The organism is Paenibacillus sp. FSL K6-4396 (genome assembly GCF_038002525.1).
GTDB classification, from domain to species: Bacteria; Bacillota; Bacilli; order Paenibacillales; family Paenibacillaceae; genus Paenibacillus; species Paenibacillus amylolyticus_B.
Window position 1 is genome coordinate 3,309,949 of the sequence record NZ_JBBOCR010000001.1, and the last position, 19,621, is coordinate 3,329,569.

Sequence of the window (19,621 nt, forward strand, 5' to 3'; positions counted from 1 at the left end):
TTGGGCATATGGGAACGGTATAATATCGGTATATTGCATATGAGGTGGGATAATTGTGACCCTTTCCTTCTTAAAGTGGCTAAAATTCAATTTCACCAATACCCAGACCCGGCTGCTGCTGATTCTGACTGTTGTTGTCTTCATGATTATTATTGCGGTGGGGATGACGACGTATTATTCTTCCAAATCGGTGTTACAGCAGGAATTAAGTGAGCCGCAACACCAGATGTTGCGTATCAGCATGAATGATATTGATGAAGTGATCCGGGAAAGTGATCAGATTGCGGTGAAAATTGCACTGAACAGTAATGTATACCGATTTCTCACCAATGAAGTACAGGGATCATACCGCAATATTACGGAACTGGTACAATTTCTGGAAACCTTAATCAGTAGTACGTCTTTTATTAAGAGCGCTTACATTTTTGATATGAATCGGGAGAGCATTGTTGCCTTCCCACAAGGCTACAGCTCCAGCAAAGTTAATTTCCCGGATTCGGATTGGGTTAGCGTTGCCGATGAACTTGAAGATCGTCCCATGCTGGTCAAGCAACGTGAGATTTCCACATCTTCTGGTGTGTCCATGCCGCAAATTACACTTTACCGAAAAATAATGATCGCTGGCGAGTTGAAAGGGATTATCGCAGTTAATTTCAAGACAGAGAAGATGTTCGAGCACATGCTGCTCTCATCCGTCTCCGACCTTGACAGCCATCGGTTCATCCTCGACACCAACAACCAGCCTTTATATGATCTCGGCAATTATGCCGTCGGAGAGGAAGCGGTCAGTCATGTACTCACTCAATTGGATGGTGAAAAGCTTGGTGAGTTTAAACATGAAGGTAAGCTTTTACTGGCTTCACAGACCATTTCACCGTACACCGGATGGCGTTATCTGTCCGTGATATCACAAGACAGTCTCCTGGCTAATGCACAAAAGATCCGCAATATTGTTTTTATCGTATCTTTGTTGGCTCTTGTAGCAGGAGCGGTTACGATCACAGTTTACAATGCAGCTGCTTTTAGACCGGTAAGACGCATGAGACAATTGCTCAGCGGTTACGACCAGGAGAGAATCCATCCGGAGCAGATTGATCTGGAGAAAATAACGGGGCAATTGCTAACGGATCATGCTCAGCAGGCCATCAATCTCAGGCAGACCCTTCCGGAAGCTTCATCCAAATTTCTGACGGATATCTATAACGGACATATGACAGGAAGTCGGGAAATTAGCGAGAAATGGTGCCGTTATTTCAAGGATTGGAGCGATGAGCCACTCTCTATTGCCATGTTGTCGATTGATAATTATAAGGCCTGGTGTGAGCGTTTTACGAAGTCAGATCACTCCCTGCTGAAATTTGCCATTGGTAATATCATAGCTGAACTGTTGTCTGGACAATGGCGGGTGTTATCAGCCGATCTGGGCAGAGACCGGATGCTCGTGATGCTGCAACCGATTCATTCTGACGGTAGCAAGAGCGTAGCGACAGCAATACGAGAGACGATTGGCATGATTCCTCGCTTGCTCAAGTTTCAGGTGTCGAGCGGTGTAAGCGGGGGGCACGACGGATTCATGCGACTTCAGCGAGCCATGCATGAGGCGGAAAGTGCGCTGGATTACAGATTCTACCTGGGGTATGAACGAGTTATTTCGTTTGAAGAGATCTCGGGTCTGCAACCAACCGAGAACACATTGGAAGAACTTGAATTCATGACTCAACTGACGGAGACCGTCGAAGCAGGCAGGGGTGAAGAAGCCCTGAGGACTTTTGACAAGATAGTTGGTCGAATGACCCACGAGCAATGGCATCCTTCATCAGCGCTGGCCTTTCTTGAAGCTGTTGCAGCTACACTTGAACGAATTCGCCTGAAGCGCGAGACAGAAGGTTTCGGACTCGAAATGGTGGATATGCAGACCATGCATCTAGAGTCTGTCTGTGAAGTGCTGCGAAGCCAGATCGAAGGTTTGGCAGAATGGTTCGGTAGTCTTATGCTCAGCAAGGATTTCATACTGTGTCAACAGATGATTGCATTTATGAACAACCACCTGGAAGACCCGGTAAGCATTCAGGAGATTGCCGAGCATGCCGGGATCGGAAGCAGTTTGGCAAGTCAGTTGTTCAAGCAGGAAATGGGTGATACCATCCACGGATATTTCACCAAGCTTCGCATGGAACGTGCCTGTGAACTATTGCTGGATACGGATTATAGAATTTCCGAGATCGCAACGATGGTGGGTTATCAGCATGAGAACAGCTTTATTCGTGTGTATCGAAAATACAAAGACATTACGCCGGGCAAGTATAGGGAGGTAATGCGAAGCCGCAGGGGTGTACTACGGGAATCATGACCCATACTTGGACCCAAAGAATGACAAGGAGGCAGAGCCATTGATGGATCGACAATCGGTCGTCACCAGGAATCATCCCGTATTAACGCAGCTTGAGCCCAGATCACCTTTATCTGTAGGTAATGGAGAATTTGCATTCAGTGCTGATTTTACGGGACTTCAGACGTATCCAGAACTGTATGAACTACCTCTTGGTACACAATCCAACTGGGGTTGGCATTATACGGGCGGTCATCATGTATTCGGAGATGAGGATATTGTCTATCAGGCATTTGAGACATATGGCCGCAAAGTGCCATACCCCATGAAGCCCGAAGACAAGGAAGAAGCCTATCATTGGCTTAGGCAGAACCCGCATCGAGTTCAGCTTGGACGCATTTCATTTCGTTTGCTAGGAGAAGATGGTCAGGAGACGGACGTCACCCATGTCGTTCCGGTACGTCAGGAATTGAATCTATGGACCGGAATTCTGCACAGTGAATTTACCGTGCAGGGGGAAGAAGTGCGTGTAGAGACAGCCTGTGACCCACGGCTCGATTGTATCGCCATTTGTGTACAATCCGAATTAATCCGTAAGCAGCGTCTGCAACTTTTTGTTCTATTTCCAGCGCCCGATATGACACACCGGAGCTGGTCAAAATCAGTATTCCCCGACTGGAAGCAAAATGACAGACATTCTACTGTGCTGACATCGGTCACTTCGACTTCCGCATCGTTGAAACGTGTGCTGGATGAAGATGAGTATGCATTGGAATGGATCTGGGATGCAGGCCAACTGGAACAGACGGGAACTCATGAATTCACACTATCTCCCAAGGCCGTACCAGACTCGGACATTTGGTCGTGCAGTGTATCTTTTGCTGCACATAAGCCGGAAACCTTGCCAGCAGATACAGTGTTGCGATCAAGCTCGGTCCACTGGAATCAGTTCTGGAACGATGGCGGAGTGATTGATTTTGAAGGCAGTTCAGATCCGCGTGCTGCCGAACTGGAGCGCAGAGTAGTCCTATCCCAGTTCCTGAGCGCGGTGCACAGCGGTGGTTCGTTGCCGCCGCAGGAGACCGGATATATGTATAACAGCTGGTTCGGCAAAATGCATCTGGAGATGCATTGGTGGCATGCAGCGCATTTTCCGCTCTGGAATCGTACAGATCTGTTGTGCAAGAGTCTGGACTGGTACCTGACCATCCTGCCAGAAGCCCGCGAACTGGCCCGCTCTCAAGGTTATGTCGGTGCGCGATGGCCCAAAATGGTGGGTTATAACGGGCATCAGACTCCGTCGCCAGTAGCTCCGGGATTGATCTGGCAGCAACCACATCCCATGGCACTAGCTGAGATGTGTTATCTGTCCCGGCCTGACCCAGCTATATTAACAAGGTATAGGGATATCGTATTTGAAGCAGCTGACTTTATGGTGTCCTATGCCCACTGGGATGGGAAAAGGCAAGCGTATGTGTTAGGTCCGCCGCTTATTCCTGCGCAGGAGAATCACGCCATGACCGATAGTTTGAATCCACCCTATGAACTGGAGTACTGGAAATTCGGTTTGGAGATAGCCATCCTTTGGGCAGAGCGTTTGAATCATCCAGCCAATCCAGACTGGCGAAGAGTGGCTTTGCACATGGCTAAACCTCGACATGAGAACGGAGTTTATCTCGCACACGAGAATTGTCCGGACACTTACACCGTTAAAAACCATGATCATCCCTCGATGGTTGGAGCACTTGGACTATTGCCAGGTTCATTAATCGATCCGGAGATCATGAGAAATACGTTGCTCAAGGTCAAAGAATGCTGGGACTGGGAATCCGCCTGGGGTTGGGATTTTCCGATGTGCGCGATGACAGCGGCCAGATTGAATGAACCAGAGCTTGCAGTGGATTTTCTGATGATGGATGCCACGAAGAACACGTATTTGCCTAATGGACACAACTATCAGAGAGCAGGGTTGTGGGCATATCTTCCCGGGAACGGTGGTCTCCTAACCGCTGTCGCCATGATGGCCGCCGGCTGGACAGGGGCAGGAGAACAAGCGAATCCGGGATTTCCACGGGATGGTAGCTGGACTGTGAAGTGGGAAGGTCTTCATCCTTTGATGTAATCATCAAAACGTTAAATCCCGAATGAACGGTACAGATGGCATAATCCATCAGAAGGAGGACTTCGATATGGTTGGAACTTCGACAAAGTCAGTGACACAAGAACGGAGAATGTCTGTCAAAATAGCAGATACCTTGCTTTCCGAATGCCAGAATGGCAATCATCCCAAGATTGCAGGCAAATGGGGCTATGTGGGCGGGATGACGCTGATGGCACTGGGACGCGCCGCCGAATGGAATCAAGAATCCCGCTACGCGGAACTTGTCCAGCGTCACATGGATGACCTCATCGAGAATGACGGCACTATTCGGACCTACCAGTTGAATGATTACAACCTGGATATGATAAATGAAGGCAAAAATCTGTTCAACCAGTGGAAGAATTCCGGAAATGACAAATATGCTAAGGCAATTTTGCACCTGGTTGACCAGCTTAAAGGACAGCCACGGACAAGTGAAGGTGGATTCTGGCATAAGAAAATATATCCGTTTCAGATGTGGCTGGATGGCATTTATATGTCTTCCCCCTTTCTGGCGGAATATGCGAGCACCTTCGATCATCCCGAGAGCTTCGATGAAGTGGCACGTCAGATTTTGTTGATCGAGCGAAAGACCCGTAATCCGCGTAATGGCCTACTCCACCATGCCTGGGATGAGAGCAGGGAACAACGCTGGTGCGCTCAAGATACTGGTCGATCCGTTCATGTTTGGGGCCGGGCCATGGGATGGTATACAATGGCCGTAGTAGATGCACTGGAGCACTTTCCCGTGGATCACCCACAGCGCGGACAGATTATGGGCATATTTGAACGAATGGCATACGCGATTGCTCATGCTCAGGATCATGATAGTGGACTCTGGTACCAAGTGATGGATCAGAACGGGAGAGCCGGCAATTATCTGGAAGCCTCTGCTTCCTGTATGCTGACCTATGCACTCGCGAAAGGCCTTCGGTTACATTATCTGGCTGAACTGGACCGTGAAGTCGTTGATCATGCCTATGCTGGAATATTGAAGCAGTTAGTCACTGAAGATGAAAAAGGGGTGCATCTGCACCACATCTGTCATGGTGCCGGACTCGGTGGGAAGAAGTATCGGGACGGTTCTTATGAATATTACATCAGTGAACAGGTCGTTAGCGATGTGCAGATGGGCGTAGCCCCATTCTTGCTAGCCAGTATTGAGATGGAGAGACTTAGGGCGGAAAAAGCGTGAACCAACACACTGATCACACAGACACTACAGGCATACGGCCGGACAGGAACAAGTTGTTGCTAAAATATCCTTCTTCCTGGTGGCAAGGGTTGTGGCGAGAAGCGCTTCCTTCCGGAAACGGTAAGCTTGGTGCTTCAGTGCAAGGCGGAATTCAGACGGAAACTGTGCTCTTGCAGCACAGTGAATTATGGCATTGGGGGCGCAAAGATGAACTGCCCGATGTCAGTCATATCTTATCAGAAACCCGTAAGTTAATGGATGAGGAACGATATTTGGAGGCAAGCTGGCATCTGACCCGTACACTGCAAGCAGAAGGTTACGCGTCCGAGTTGTCTTCACGATACCCACTGGCTACAATGACGGTGGAAATGAAGTGTAATAACGCTTTTCGCAAATATCGGCGGGAACTGGATATGGACACAGGGGAAGTTCAGGTCCGCTGGCAGGACGGAAGTGACAACTATACAAGAAGTCTGTTCGTCTCACGTGCAGACGATTGTGTTGTCTATGAGATCGAGACTCATAGAGTGCAAGATGGAACAAGTGCGCAGGGAACAGGTGCGGCTGAGCATTCATCGCTGTCGGGGACGATAGGCCTGCAATTCCCGCAGGGCGACAGGGTGAGAGAAGATGAGGAGTTCAACGCACTAAAGTCGTCTATAACGATAAGAATTGATCGGGATGATAGTGGAGACTATCTGTGCTATGGCGGGAAAAATGACGATGGACAGGACTACGGAGCGGTGCTGCGACTGATCCAATTGAACGAAATACCTGGTGCGAGTCATGATCAACAAAAGGAAAGCGAACCTAACGAAGATATGCTTAGCAGGCAACTTCATTTCCATATCTCTGGAAAAGTGCTTGTGCTTGTTAAAATGTTTGCTACGGGCAGACGAGCGCAGGAATGGACACGGTTAAAGCAGGAACTCGCATCGCTTGAGAGCGACTACAATACGTTGCTGGATCGGCATATCTCACTGCATCAACCGTTGTTTCGGTCCGCTGAGCTTGATCTGGGTGATAAAACGGATGACGGGCGCTGTAATGAAGACTTACTTCTGGAAGCCTATGAAGGTGAAGCACCTACAGGGTTTGTGCGCATGATGTGGGCCTATGGTCGATATCTATTTATCAGCGGAACCTCTGAATATAGCGGATTGCCATTTGGATTATACGGCTTGTGGGGTGGTGATTATCGCTTGATCTGGGGTCACAATATGGCGAATGAGAATGTGCAAATGATGTATTGGCACACTGACGTAGGTGGTTTATCCCATCTGAATCGTTCGTTGTTCCGCTATTACAACGGATTAATGGATGACTTTCGCGACAATGCTCGCAAGTTATATGGCTGCCGAGGAATTTACATTCCCGCTGGAACAACACCGGGTATCGGTGTGCCTAACCAGATTGTTCCGGTAATTATGAACTGGACCGGAGCAGCAGGATGGATCGCCAGACATTATTATGCACATTATCAGTTCACTGGAGATAAGCAGTTTCTGCTCGAGGAAGCCCTGCCCTTCATGAAGGAGGCCCTTCAGTTCTATGAAGATTTTCTGGTGCTGGGTGAAGACGGAAAATACAAGATATATCCGTCTGTTTCGCCAGAGAATACACCTGAGAATTTTATGCCTAAGCATGGACAGCCACTGGCGCATCCTATGCCTACAGCCATTAATGCCACCATGGACATTGCTATTATTAAAGAACTGCTACAGCATGTCATTGCAGCCAGTCGACTAACTGGAGTGCATACGACTAAGATTCCGTGCTGGGAAGCCATGCTGGAGCATATGCCCGACTATCTAATTGAAGCGGAGGGAGCTGTGAAAGAATGGCTGCATCCTGCGTTTGAAGATCGACGTGATCATCGTCATCTTTCACACCTGTATCCTGTTTTTCCAGGACAGGAGATCACCCGTGAAGAACAGCCAGAACTGTTCCAAGCGTTCGAGACAGCAGTTGATCAGCGAAGGCTTGGTGCTCAGAGTGGTTGGTCCCTTACACATATGTCGTCCATATATGCTCGACTTGGCAATGGTGAGCGGGCGCTGGAAAGTCTCGATATTCTTGCGCGCTCCTGTGTTCTGAGTAATGGGTATACCTTGCATAATGACTGGCGTAATATGGGGGTATGTATGTCGATGCCCGCTGCTCCGATTCAGCTGGATGCCAATATGGGCTGGGTTAATGCAGTACAGGAAATGCTGCTCTATGTGTCAGAACAATGGATCAAGTTACTGCCAGCATTGCCAAAACGGTGGACACAAGGTTCCATTCGTGACTGGTGCATACCAGGAGGTAGAGTGTCTTGTACATGGAACCGGAACTCGGGCTTCTTCCGGGCAGAACTTGTCGCGGACCGGCGGATCAATACGAAGCTTCATATTCCTGAATGGGTGAACGGATGCGTGATGCACAGCAAAAGTGCCTGCTTATGTGAACTTGATGATAATGGCATCTATGAGCTTGAAATTGAAGTTGGTGGGGAACTAGTACTGGAGCAGTTAGCATCTGGACATATGCAATAAAAAGTCCACATTAGGCGCCTTTTCACGTAGCAATTATCAGTTGCTGCGAATACTTTCAAAGTACTGAACAGACTGAAGAGCAAAACAGCGGCACTCAAAGACTTATTTTCCAGTCTAGAAGTGCTGCTGTTTTTGTGATAAGGGGATGTAATGGCTCGTCAGGTTATGATTCATCTGCGGTTCGATTGGCCTTCACATATTTAAGTTGCGCAACGATGATGACGCTGATGATTACCAGCAGGAACCACGAACTAATTTTGCTGAAGCTAACCAGTTGCCAGGCATCATGCTGATCAGGATATTTCCAGCCATTGAAGAAGGTAGCGATATTCTCAGCAGTCCAAATGAAGAAACCAACAATGATAAAAGCAAGCGATAAGGGCATTCGATAGGTCGTTGCTCGTACCCGGTAAATAATCCAGGTTTTCCAGAAGACAACGAATACAAGGGCCGTCAGCCACCAGCGAAAATCGGGCATAAAATGATGAGTGAAAAAGTTAATATAGATGGCTGCTCCCAGCAGCATGGAAGGTGCAAAACCAGGCCATCCGGTCATGTCCATTCGCAGTCTTCGCCACACCTGACACATAAAACTGGCTACACTTGCATACATGAATCCGCTATACAGAGGGACACCCAGGATTTTGGTGTAAGCTGGCTCAGGGTAAGACCAAGATCCCATCCATACTTTATAAATCTCCAGCACCAGGCCTATAATGTGAAATACACAGATGACCTTGATTTCATCCCGGGTTTCCAAGCCGCTTCGATACATCAGGTACTGCACAGCAAGTAAGACAAGCAGAATGGCATCATACCGATGAAGGAAAGGAATAGGAATTACGCTGGACAGGGCCAGTGTACCAAAGATCGCTACGGGAAATATGCAGCTCATGGCCTGATGATAGCCAAAATGAAGTAGTTGTATTAGAGATTTCAAGTTGAGTTAAACTCCTTTCCAAACATGTTGGAGCAAGATTCACTTAAGATTTAAGGTTCTTCATCACGGGCGTTTTTGCCTACACTTTATAATATAGATGTGGTCCATGAATAAAAAGAGAAAAAAACGCGCAAATCTGTTCTTGTTTTCAAACTGGAATCATCATGAGAACGCTCTATAAGAGGCGATAGGGTCACTCCATGTATATTCTCTTCTGGTTATGTTAAAATGAAATTCGTACAATTACATTAGACAAGGAGGCCGCTATGCAACCGATTAAACCTCAAGATATTCAGCTCCGGATCAACGAACTTGTGGATCAGGACTTATACGTACACCTCGAACTCACGTCTGGAGCGTATGCGCATCACTATGACAGTTCGAAGCACCCAGCATCGGCATTCATTACTAATGCGGCCATACGATATACGCAGGGGTCCATTTCAGGTACGGGTCCATACCGGGTTGGTCTGAAAACCACTCAGGGATGGATTTACGCCGAGGGCCTTACACATATTGACGAACAGGACCAAGAAAGACTGATTTTGGCTGGTCACGATACCCAAGGTAAACTAGTTGTGGCGTTACAATTAAGCCGAGAGATGTTCTGATGAAAGCGGAGGATTGAATAACCATGAATACTATACACAATGAGCATGAACGAATCTTGGTGGTGTATCCACATCCGGATGATGAAGCTTTCTCAGTGTCCGGAACATTAGCCAAGTACATAGAAGGTGGCTCTCACGTTACCTATGCTTGTCTAACACTGGGCGAGATGGGACGCAACATGGGGATTCCTCCTTTTGCTAACCGCGTCACATTGCCTCAAATCCGCAAACAAGAACTGATTGAAGCTTCAGCAGCCATTGGAATTCAGGATTTAAGAATGCTTGGTTTCCACGATAAAATGATCGAATTCGAAGACCCGCAACTGCTCGACGATAGCATCATGGCACTGATCAAGGAACTGAATCCATCCCTTGTGATTACCTTCTATCCGGGGTTCAGTGTACATCCCGATCATGATGCGACGGGAGAAGCCGTCATTCGGACGATTAGTCGTCTTCCTGTAGGAGAGCGTCCATTGGTTCATTGCGTTGCATTTGCCCACAACCAGGAACAATTCATTGGTAAAGCGGATGTAATCGTTGATGTATCCGGATTTTTGAAACAAAAAATGGCGTCGATCCGCGCCCACCGTTCACAGTTTCAGGCAGCCGAGCTTGTCGGGGATCGAGAGTTGAATTCAGAAGAGATCCAAGCCCGTTTTGGCAGAGAAACATTCTGGACCTACCCATTTGCCTAACACCATTACGCAGAAGTCGCCAATTTGGCGGCTTTTTTTTGTTTACATCACAATATCGACACAAAAATATAGTGTCTATAGCCTAATTGAGCTATATGGAATAAATATCATTTTAAGTACACTGTGATCAGGATTGTGATAACGCTTCATTTATTACATTGCTTCAATGGATGAGGAACATGGAGAGTTGATTTTAAGTGGAATGGAGGGATGGTGTGTACAACCAACGTATATTTTGGATTAATGTAAGACCCGTTGAATACATTGCCACAGCAATAAGCAACTGTAACAAGAAGCCGGAATTGCGCGGTTTGAATCATGAGTAATCCTTGGGCAGGATTGGGTGCATTCGACAGCTGTAAAAAGAGTCGGGTTATGGGTTTCATTGTTCTAATCGGAATGATGATGCTCCTACTATCCCTTCCGCACGGTTCAGTCATGGCCTCCTCCGGACAACGTGAGCTTATTCCCCTTCAGCCTATGATTGACCGTTCTGCACCTGGAGAAGTCATTGAGCTTACATCAGGTCGTTATTCTGGACCCGTGACGATTGACAAAAACATCACCATTCAGGGTGATCCTGCGGTCATAGTTGTTAATGCGGAAGCCACCTCTACGATAATGATTCGCTCGGATGGGGTGAAATTGAGCGGTTTTACAATTGAACATGATACGAATGAACAGACTGCAGCGATTCAGGTTGAAGGAGAAAACAGTGAGATCACGGATCTGCATATTCAGACCCAGGGGTATGGGATGATTATCCGGAATTCGAGTCAGGCAACGATTCAGCGGAACAGCATTACGTGGGCCGGGTCTGATTCGGCTTCCAGTGGCCAGAAGGGCAATGGCATTGATCTGTACAACTCCCATGATAGCTTCATTGAAGCCAATGAGATCACCGGCATGAGGGATGGAATCTATCTGGAGAACAGTCGCAAGTCTACCGTTCGAAATAACAGGCTGTTACATACAAGGTACGGCATCCACTGTATGTACATTGACGGCTCTTCTGTCATGGACAATACCGGAGAGGAGAACATGACAGGTGCCATGATCATGGGCGTCAAGAATACGGTTATATCGGGCAATTCTTTTCGCAAACAAAGTACCAATGTACATTCCCAAGGGATTCTGTTGTATGACGTACATCAATCCTCTGTTCACAACAATGTAGTGGAAGGTAATCGTGTCGGCATGAATATTGCAGAATCGTCAGGAAATGAGATACATGACAATGCGTTGCTTCGGAATTTTGTTGGCATCCAGCTTGTTCTGGCAGAAGCTAATGAGTTTACACGTAACCGAATGGTGTCTAATGTCATTGAAGCTTCGGCACTGGATAGCCCGAATAATGTCCTGATGGAGAATTACTGGGACTCCTTTCAGGGGCTCGATCTGAATCAGGATGGAATCAGTGAAATTTCCTATGCCATCAATCCTTTTTATGAGCAACTGGTCAGTCGAAATTCTGCGTATCAGCTCTTTTTTCAATCACCGGGTATGGTCTTTCTGAGTGACTTGTTTACAGAAGGCAGAGAACAATGGACTACCGACAAATCGCCACGAATGAGCATGGATACGGAATCTGATCTGCACATGTCAGTGGAAAGGGCAGCAGGTTCCAAGTTGGTGTGGATGTTCGGGTTAGTTCTGTTGGGTATGGCAACTTTTATAATCATCTATATGGGGGTATTACGAAAATGAACAAAAGTTCGAACAGAAGATGGTCCATGGTTATGGTACTTATGTTTGGCATGGTATTGTTAACCGCTTGCGGAACTAAATACGCGGCATTGCCGATTAATGAAGACGTGGATATCTGTGCGATCTGTAAAATGCAAGTGAAGGACGATGCATATGCAACACAGCTCACTACGAAAGACGGCCAAAATTACAAGTTCGATGATATCGGGTGTATGAACCAGTGGAAAACAGAAAATGGCACAGATAACATCGGCATGGACTATGTACGTGATTACAATGACAAGGAATGGATTGAATACAGCAAAGCCACGTATGTATACGATGCTTCATTGCGTACGCCCATGGCATATGGAATTCTTAACTTTAAGGACAAACCTTCGGCTGAAGCTTTCATTGCAGAGCAAGGTGTTGGAACCATTATGACCGCTGAGGATCTTGCCTCCCATGACTGGAAACAGAACACAGAGAATATGGACATGATGGGTGAACATGGGCATGATGAGCACGGACATGGTGAAGAAGGAGATGGTAATGAGATGCATCAGGAAGGTGAGATAGAAGAAGAGTCAGGCCACTAAGTATGACAATAGAAAATGGTGATCAATGATGTCAGATATGATACAGATTGCAAGACGAGAAGTGAAAATGGGATTTCGCAATCCTTGGGCGTATTCGTTTCTGATCCTTTTTTGCACCTTTAGCTTAAGCTTGTTACTGCTGAATTCGCAGAATCTGGTTGAAGGATATTCGGGCACCACAGGTTCCATGTTGAATCTCATTCTCTACCTTTTGCCATTAATGACGCTATTCCTCGGTTCCTTCTCACTAACATCCGAAAAGGAAGACGGCAGTTGGCAACTCCTATCCACGTATCCCATCGGCACGATGTCTTTTATTGTGGGCAAGTATCTTGGGCTGTCGATTGTTTTAATCACCATTGTTGCGTTTGGATACGGCCTGATGGGGGTCATTAGCGGAGTAATCGGGAATCCATTGGATACCATGACATATCTTCTTTTTCTGGCATTTTCCTGTGGACTGGTGTTGTTATTCCTAACTCTGGCGCTATTTATCGGTTCGTTGTCGCGCAATCGGTGGCAGGCGTTAACGATCTCGGTGACCGTATGGTTTTTCGCTGTTATTGGGTGGCCGACCTTATTGCTCTCTGTGCTGGGACTGATGCCTTATCTGTGGGTGAAACCGCTACTGATTATACTAACGCTCATCAATCCGGCAGAGCTGGTGCGATTGTTTGTAGTCATCAAACTGGGAGGCGGCTCCATTCTTGGACCAGAATATTATCGATGGGTGGAGTGGGTGCAGCAACCAAGTGGCAGTTGGATCTTCATCGGGATATGCCTGTTCTGGATAACCTTCTCTATCTTGGCGGTATATGCGATCTGGGAGAGGGGGCGTTCTCATGGATAAAGTAGGGCTCGAAGTGATAGGATTGTGCAAATCCATTAAAAAGCAACCCATTGTTGAGGATATTTCCTTTCATTTGACTTCTGGACAAGTCCTTGCCCTCTGTGGAGGGAATGGCGCAGGAAAGAGCACGGTACTGCGTATGATCGCTGGAATTCTTCGGCCTACCTCCGGTGAGGTTGCGGTGAACAATGTGCGATGGTTGAAGGAACGCAAGCGTTATTCAGAGCAGATTGGATATATGCCGGACGATTATCAATTTAATCAAGGACTGAGTGCGGAGGAAATGCTTCTGTTCTGGGCTTCTCTGAGGAAAGTTCCCAAGGAGAGAGTACAGGAAGTACTGACCATGGTAGGTTTGGAAGATCAAAAGAAAAACCGGGTTACGACCTTCTCCAAAGGCATGCGCCAACGTGTGTTATTCGCCCAGGCTGTGCTGTCGAAACCTCCACTGCTCATCATGGATGAGCCAACAAATGGATTGGACCCATTTTGGATGCAGGAATTAACTCAGCTGCTCAAGGGAATCAAACAGGATGGTCACATGGTCGTGTTCTCAACCCATCAGTTGGAGATCGCGGACGACATTGCGGATCAGGTGATATTCATGAACCATGGACGTAATGTTGGAGAGGGCTCCACTCACGACTTTCGTGATCAATTTGGTTCGCTCCATGCAGCATTTCATCAAAGTCTTGGTTTAAAGTGAAGGTGAGTTTATTGCAGAAGAACAGTTTTAAAAGCAGACGTACATTTACAATTATGATTGGTGTGATCGCATTGTTAGCAGGTACATGGGCCATTTTCGAAAATGTGTCGACACCCGAATCTGGGCGTGGCATCTCTATTCAAGCAGGTGCAAAAGCCCCTGAGTTCACAGCGGTTAATTCAGCAGGCGAACAAATCAAGCTATCCGATTATCGGGGCAAAGCCGTCATGATTAACTTTTGGGCTTCATGGTGCACCCCCTGTGTAAGGGAGATGCCGCTCGTTCAGCAGATCGCTCAAGACTATCAGAACGACGTGGAAACCCTGTTTGTTAACGTGGGGGAATCGAAGGGAACGATCCGTGAGTTTATGGATAAGCAGGCGTTTGATTTTCCGGTGATCATTGATGTGACAGGCAACATATCAGGCATGTATCGTATTACAGGTTTGCCCGCAACAATGGTCATTGATAGGGATGGGGAGTTCCGTCACATACTGCTCGGTGAACTGACAGAAGATATACCATTGCAACAATGGTTGGAAGAGAGTATTTAGGTGTAAGCGTTGGATGGTGAGAAAAGGGGAAGGGACGCCAGAGATTACCATGTTACAAGTGAAATGAATTTACGTTAAAATCACCTACAAAAAGTAACCAATAAAAAGCCGAACACCCATTTAACAAGGGGGTGTCCGGCTTTAATTTTGAAGTTATGCTGCTTCGCAGCCGATTACAATACAGCAGCTGAAGCGTGATTGTTACGAGCGATTCTGGTTGCGTCAACCATGTTACGCAGGGAAGCAACCGTTTCTTCCTGTCCACGGGTTTTCAATCCGCAGTCCGGGTTAATCCAGAACAGCTTCGGATCAAGAACACGCAGGGCACGTTCAATCATGCTGCTCATTTCATCTACACTCGGAACTCGTGGGCTGTGGATGTCATATACGCCAAGACCGATACCGAGCTCATACGTATTTTCTTCAAAGCTATGAATCAGTTCACCGTGACTACGGGATGTCTCAATGGAGATAACATCCGCATCCATAGCTTCAATGGAATCAATCATGTCATGGAATTCGCAATAGCACATATGCGTATGGATTTGAGTCGTTTCATGCACCGTGCACGTGGAGATACGGAACGCTTTGACTGCCCAAGCCAGGTAATCGGCTTGTTCATTTTCTTTCAGCGGAAGCCCTTCACGAACAGCCGGCTCGTCAACCTGGATCATGCCAATACCTGCCTGTTCAAGTGCCTCGACTTCCTGTCTCAACGCATACGCCAATTGATAGGCAATCTGCTCACGAGCAATGTCTTCGCGTACGAATGACCAGTTCATGATGGTAATCGGGCCAGTCAACATGCCTTTGACAGGACGCTCAGTCTGCGATTGGGCATATTTCGTTTCTTCCACCGTCATTGCACCCGTAAATGCAACATCGCCGAAGATAATAGGTGGCTTCACACAACGTGAACCATACGATTGTACCCAGCCGAACTGTGTAAAGGCAAAACCGGCAAGTTTCTCGCCAAAGAATTCAACCATGTCGGTACGCTCAAACTCACCATGCACCAGTACGTCAATTCCGATCTCTTCCTGAATCTTAATCCAGATATCAATCTGCTCCCGGATGAAGGCAGCATACTGTTCGTTGTTCAACTCGCCCTTACGCCATAATTGACGTGCTTTTCTGACTTCAGCAGATTGCGGGAAACTACCAATCGTTGTTGTCGGGAAGAGTGGTAATTGCCATTTGGCCTGTTGGGCTTCATGACGCTCTGCAAAAGGACGGGAGCGCTCTGGCTGTTGAACACTGATGGAAGAAACGGCTTTCTGTACAGCGGTACGGTTCCGATCTTCGGATTGCTGAAGCGCCAGAAGAGGAAGCTCTGCTTCGTTAATTTTAGCGGTAATCTCTGCACTTGGTGAAGATAAGGCTGTAGTCAAAAGAACAACCTCATCCAGCTTTTCATCTGCAAATGCCAGAGCATTCTTCAGTTCGGTTGTAAGTTTTGCCTCCCGTTCTGTCGTTACTGGCACATGCAGCAGGCTGCAGGATGATTGCACGATGATACGTTCAGGCGTCACGAACTCAGTCAGTTCATTCAGCAATTTTAGTTTTCCTTGAAGGGAAGCTTTCCAGATCCCACGTCCATCAATAATACCTGCACCGAGCACTTTGTCTGCTGGGAAACCGGAAGTCCGAATAGATTGTGTGTTACCAGAGAGTCCGTGTACAAAATCAAGTCCTACACCTTGAACTGGCAGTGCAACAATATCGTTGTAGTTTTCGACAGATTCAAAGTACGTTTGCAGCATGATATTCAGGCCTGGAACGGCTGCGGCAAATGCTTTATATATTTTATTCAGACGCTGTACGTCTTCATCGTTTAATTTGGTTACCAGAATAGGCTCGTCGACCTGCACCCACTGAACGCCTTCGCTTGCAAGTTCTTGAAGCAATTGAGTGTAAAGTGGCAGCAAGCGGTCCAGCCAAGCGTCTGTCTCGGATTTATCATAGCCTTTGGAGAGCTTCAGGAAGGTTAACGGTCCAACGATTACCGGTTTGCCTTCAATGCCGAGTTTTTCTTTTGCTTCACGATAAGCGAGAAGTGGTTTGTTCTCCGTCAGAGTTGGGGAAGCCCCGTCCAGTTCAGGTACTATGTAGTGATAGTTGGTGTTGAACCATTTTGTCATTTCGCTTGCTGCGGCATCTTTTGTTCCTCGGGCAATGCCATAATATACGGACAACGGAACGGAACCACCATCATAAGCAAAACGTTTAGGAATAATGCCAAACATCACAGCCGTATCCAGGATATGATCATAATAGCTAAAGTCATTCACCGGAATGATGTCGATGCCTTTCGCTTGTTGCTTGCGCAAATGATCGATACGGATCTCTTGCAAACGTGCGTGAAATTCTGATTCTTCCAGCTTGCCTGCCCAGAACGCTTCCAACGCTTTCTTCCATTCCCGATCAGCACCAATACGCGGATATCCCAATACACTACTCTTTGTCATCGTTTAAAACCCCTCTGCTTTTATGTTACACAAAATTTATCACAGATCCGGAGTTATAATGTAATTCCATTAAATTATACCTAGTTATAGCCTGGGGCTATATCAGAAAGTATGTTCAGCATGAAGTATGAACTTGAAGAAGTCATTACGTTTGAAATAGATATCACTAATGTTACAATGGTTAACTAAGTTCATACGAATGATTGAAAGGAAGGCGGTACGCATGAATCTGTATCATATCCAGTCGACCGTGCATGGAATCAACAGAGTAACATCCTTTTTGAAAGACAATTATATTGGAATCGCTTGGTCAGGTACAGGGGATCTGGAGGAAACGCCCCCGGAGCTATGGAAGGAACAGTTGGTTCAACACTATAGCTTGGATGAAGCAGAATTGGCGACCACACTCGCGACACTACATATGTTTGCTAACCTCATGCAGGATGGAGATTATGTATTAATTAGCGATGATGAATGGACGTATGTTGGAGATATCGGGGATTATTATTACGACGATTCCGCTGGCTCAGAAAACGACTTGATCTGTCATCGTCGCGGAGTGACATGGTTGTGTCGTATTCCTCGTGCTGAGCTGAATGACAAAGTGCAAGCACTGCAAAATGATTCAGCCATCCTTGCGAAGTTTGAGTATCCCATATCACAAGCACAGCTGGATCGAGGTCTTGCAGTCAGTATAACAGCCGAAGCAACGAACTCTCTCTCAACAGGGGTAGATGAAGCGACGATTCAGACAGCTCTCCAGGTGCTGAGAGAAGCGTTACACAGTGAAGAAGAAGAGGTGCGAATTCGTGCGGCTACAGCCATTTTGCAGTATGCCAAACCATAGGAAGACTATGTTAAGACTAAGAATGGTTACTGGGTTTAGATAGTAACCATTTGCGGATCAGCAATTTCAATATTTATAAACCTTGAGAAAGTTCTGAGATCTGTTCCTTTACATTCCTATGAGTTAGTCCACCGTGATAACAAACCACAGATGAAATGTCGAGTTCCATATACTTCTTTAAGGAGCAACGAGCCGTTTCGATATCCAGTGTAGTAGGTTCATGAATGCCTCCAAGCATGCCTTCTACACTGTACATTGAGTCTCCGGCGATGAGCGTCTTGCTGCCTATCAAATATAGACTGATATGACCTGGCGTATGACCAGGTGTATGAATAACGCGAATTCCACCGCAAAACGGCAGTTCCTGACCATCAGTCACCGTTTCATCTACTTTGCCCATTGGAGGATGCTCAAGGTGACTGTCTTTGAGAAGAGGGAGCTGTCCCTCAATATATGGCTTATCCAGCTCATGCGCATATATCTTGACTTGTGAGCCACACTCTTTCAAAATCTCGGGAAGACAGCCTATATGGTCCACATCCTGATGCGTCAAAATCACTGCTTTAAGTTGGTTGATCGGCACACCAATCTTTTCGAGTGCGATACACAAATCGTCATATTGTCCAGGGAAGCCGGTATCAATTAACACAACCATTTCTTCATCCCATATCAGAACAGGGTGAATTATATTCCTCTCAAAATCAAGCTGAAGCATCGTTATTCCCTTTGAAATTTCCATAATATCAGACCTCCGAGAGTTGAAATTCATATACATCATTGCTTGTTATATTTCTTATGTAAACGAATAAAGACGGCAATAAGATACGTTCGGATATTTATAGGGTGCACTTATAGAAATATTCAATGAATGGGGGAATTGACGCTTGCAGTTGGGAATGATAATTTAGATATATCATTTAAACCAATAAGTCCAATAAGATAAAGGGGGTATGTGGGATGACACATATCGTGCATGCAGCAGCTGAAGATATTCGGAGCGAGGATTCGCTGTTATTGATCAAGGAACTGAGTGAAGAACTCGGTTTGTTATATGGCGGTGATGGAACTGCGGGATTTCAACTCTCAGACGTTGAGGTGCCACGTGCAGCCTTTATCGTTGCCAGGATCGACGGGTATCCGGTTGGTTGCGGAGCACTTAGACCCCTTGATGAAACATCTGTAGAAGTTAAACGCATGTATACACGCAGTGGTTACCGCCGTAAAGGGATTGCCCAGGCTATATTGGCCGAGGCAGAGCGTCTTGCGAACGAACTTGGTTATACCAATCTGAAACTGCAAACAGGTCCCTTGCAACCAGAAGCTGCAGCGCTGTATGAGCGTGTAGGGTATTATCGAATTCCTGTTTTCAGTGGCAATTGGGACAGAGTGTTGGCCTACCAGAAAGATCTGGTACACGAAAAAGTATAATTCTACGAAACACAAGATAAAAGTAAAAAAGTC

General features: G+C 46.7%; 16 protein-coding genes. 13 read left to right on the forward strand and 3 right to left on the reverse strand.

Annotated features, from left to right (window positions below):
• Positions 1–55: 55 nt before the first annotated feature.
• From MHB85_RS14415 to MHB85_RS14430, 4 genes are all read left to right on the forward strand, one after another.
• Positions 56–2,350 carry an AraC family transcriptional regulator gene (locus MHB85_RS14415; RefSeq protein ID WP_341073142.1) on the forward strand — a complete coding sequence of 765 codons (2,295 nt, stop codon included), beginning with the start codon at positions 56–58 and terminating at the stop codon, positions 2,348–2,350.
• A 43-nt stretch (positions 2,351–2,393) separates the two neighbouring features.
• Complete coding sequence (locus MHB85_RS14420) at positions 2,394–4,451, forward strand: glycoside hydrolase family 65 (RefSeq protein ID WP_341073143.1); 2,058 nt, start codon at positions 2,394–2,396, stop codon at positions 4,449–4,451.
• Between the two features lie 67 nt (positions 4,452–4,518).
• Complete coding sequence (locus MHB85_RS14425; protein ID WP_223199946.1) at positions 4,519–5,664, forward strand: glycoside hydrolase family 88/105 protein; 1,146 nt, start codon at positions 4,519–4,521, stop codon at positions 5,662–5,664.
• Entirely contained in the window at positions 5,661–8,201 is a 2,541-nt protein-coding gene (locus tag MHB85_RS14430; protein ID WP_341073145.1) for a glycosyl hydrolase family 95 catalytic domain-containing protein, read from the forward strand. Before MHB85_RS14425 ends, MHB85_RS14430 begins: the two co-directional genes overlap by 4 nt.
• Positions 8,202–8,364: 163 nt before the next feature.
• Here the strand turns inward: MHB85_RS14430 and MHB85_RS14435 are convergent, their stop codons facing one another.
• On the reverse strand, positions 8,365–9,141 hold the full coding sequence (locus MHB85_RS14435; RefSeq protein WP_149846641.1) for a DUF817 domain-containing protein: 777 nt from the start codon (positions 9,139–9,141) through the stop codon (positions 8,365–8,367).
• A 266-nt stretch (positions 9,142–9,407) separates the two neighbouring features.
• On the opposite strand from MHB85_RS14435, the gene MHB85_RS14440 reads away from it, so the two are divergent.
• The 7 genes from MHB85_RS14440 to MHB85_RS14470 all read left to right on the forward strand — a co-directional run bounded on the left by MHB85_RS14440 (position 9,408) and on the right by MHB85_RS14470 (position 14,845).
• Positions 9,408–9,752 (forward strand): YojF family protein, encoded by a 345-nt coding sequence (locus MHB85_RS14440; protein ID WP_091016410.1) that lies wholly within the window; start codon positions 9,408–9,410, stop codon positions 9,750–9,752.
• 23 nt (positions 9,753–9,775) lie between these two features.
• Complete coding sequence (bshB2, locus tag MHB85_RS14445; protein WP_091016408.1) at positions 9,776–10,450, forward strand: bacillithiol biosynthesis deacetylase BshB2; 675 nt, start codon at positions 9,776–9,778, stop codon at positions 10,448–10,450.
• Between the two features lie 318 nt (positions 10,451–10,768).
• On the forward strand, positions 10,769–12,157 hold the full coding sequence (locus MHB85_RS14450) for a right-handed parallel beta-helix repeat-containing protein (RefSeq protein ID WP_244660881.1): 1,389 nt from the start codon (positions 10,769–10,771) through the stop codon (positions 12,155–12,157).
• The gene (locus tag MHB85_RS14455; protein ID WP_091016406.1) at positions 12,154–12,735 is read left to right on the forward strand and encodes a nitrous oxide reductase accessory protein NosL; all 582 of its coding nucleotides are present in this window, start codon (positions 12,154–12,156) and stop codon (positions 12,733–12,735) included. The genes MHB85_RS14450 and MHB85_RS14455 overlap by 4 nt, the downstream gene beginning before the upstream one ends.
• Positions 12,736–12,763: 28 nt before the next feature.
• Positions 12,764–13,585 carry an ABC transporter permease gene (locus tag MHB85_RS14460; RefSeq protein WP_149846920.1) on the forward strand — a complete coding sequence of 274 codons (822 nt, stop codon included), beginning with the start codon at positions 12,764–12,766 and terminating at the stop codon, positions 13,583–13,585.
• Positions 13,578–14,291, forward strand: coding sequence for an ABC transporter ATP-binding protein (locus tag MHB85_RS14465; protein ID WP_149846642.1), 714 nt, complete (start codon positions 13,578–13,580; stop codon positions 14,289–14,291). Before MHB85_RS14460 ends, MHB85_RS14465 begins: the two co-directional genes overlap by 8 nt.
• Positions 14,292–14,293: 2 nt before the next feature.
• Positions 14,294–14,845, forward strand: coding sequence for a TlpA family protein disulfide reductase (locus MHB85_RS14470; RefSeq protein ID WP_341073146.1), 552 nt, complete (start codon positions 14,294–14,296; stop codon positions 14,843–14,845).
• A gap of 173 nt (positions 14,846–15,018) precedes the next feature.
• On the opposite strand, the gene metE is transcribed toward MHB85_RS14470, so the two are convergent.
• Positions 15,019–17,313 (reverse strand): 5-methyltetrahydropteroyltriglutamate--homocysteine S-methyltransferase, encoded by a 2,295-nt coding sequence (metE, locus tag MHB85_RS14475; protein WP_149846643.1) that lies wholly within the window; start codon positions 17,311–17,313, stop codon positions 15,019–15,021.
• Between the two features lie 223 nt (positions 17,314–17,536).
• Here metE and MHB85_RS14480 point away from each other — a divergent pair, with 223 nt between their 5' ends.
• Positions 17,537–18,160: a hypothetical protein gene (locus MHB85_RS14480; RefSeq protein ID WP_192131665.1), complete on the forward strand. Its 624-nt coding sequence runs from the start codon at positions 17,537–17,539 to the stop codon at positions 18,158–18,160.
• 73 nt (positions 18,161–18,233) lie between these two features.
• On the opposite strand, the gene MHB85_RS14485 is transcribed toward MHB85_RS14480, so the two are convergent.
• Positions 18,234–18,899 (reverse strand): MBL fold metallo-hydrolase, encoded by a 666-nt coding sequence (locus tag MHB85_RS14485; RefSeq protein WP_341073147.1) that lies wholly within the window; start codon positions 18,897–18,899, stop codon positions 18,234–18,236.
• A gap of 218 nt (positions 18,900–19,117) precedes the next feature.
• Here MHB85_RS14485 and MHB85_RS14490 point away from each other — a divergent pair, with 218 nt between their 5' ends.
• A complete protein-coding gene (locus MHB85_RS14490; protein ID WP_091016394.1) occupies positions 19,118–19,588 on the forward strand; it encodes a GNAT family N-acetyltransferase in 471 nt (156 codons plus the stop codon).
• Positions 19,589–19,621: the final 33 nt, after the last annotated feature.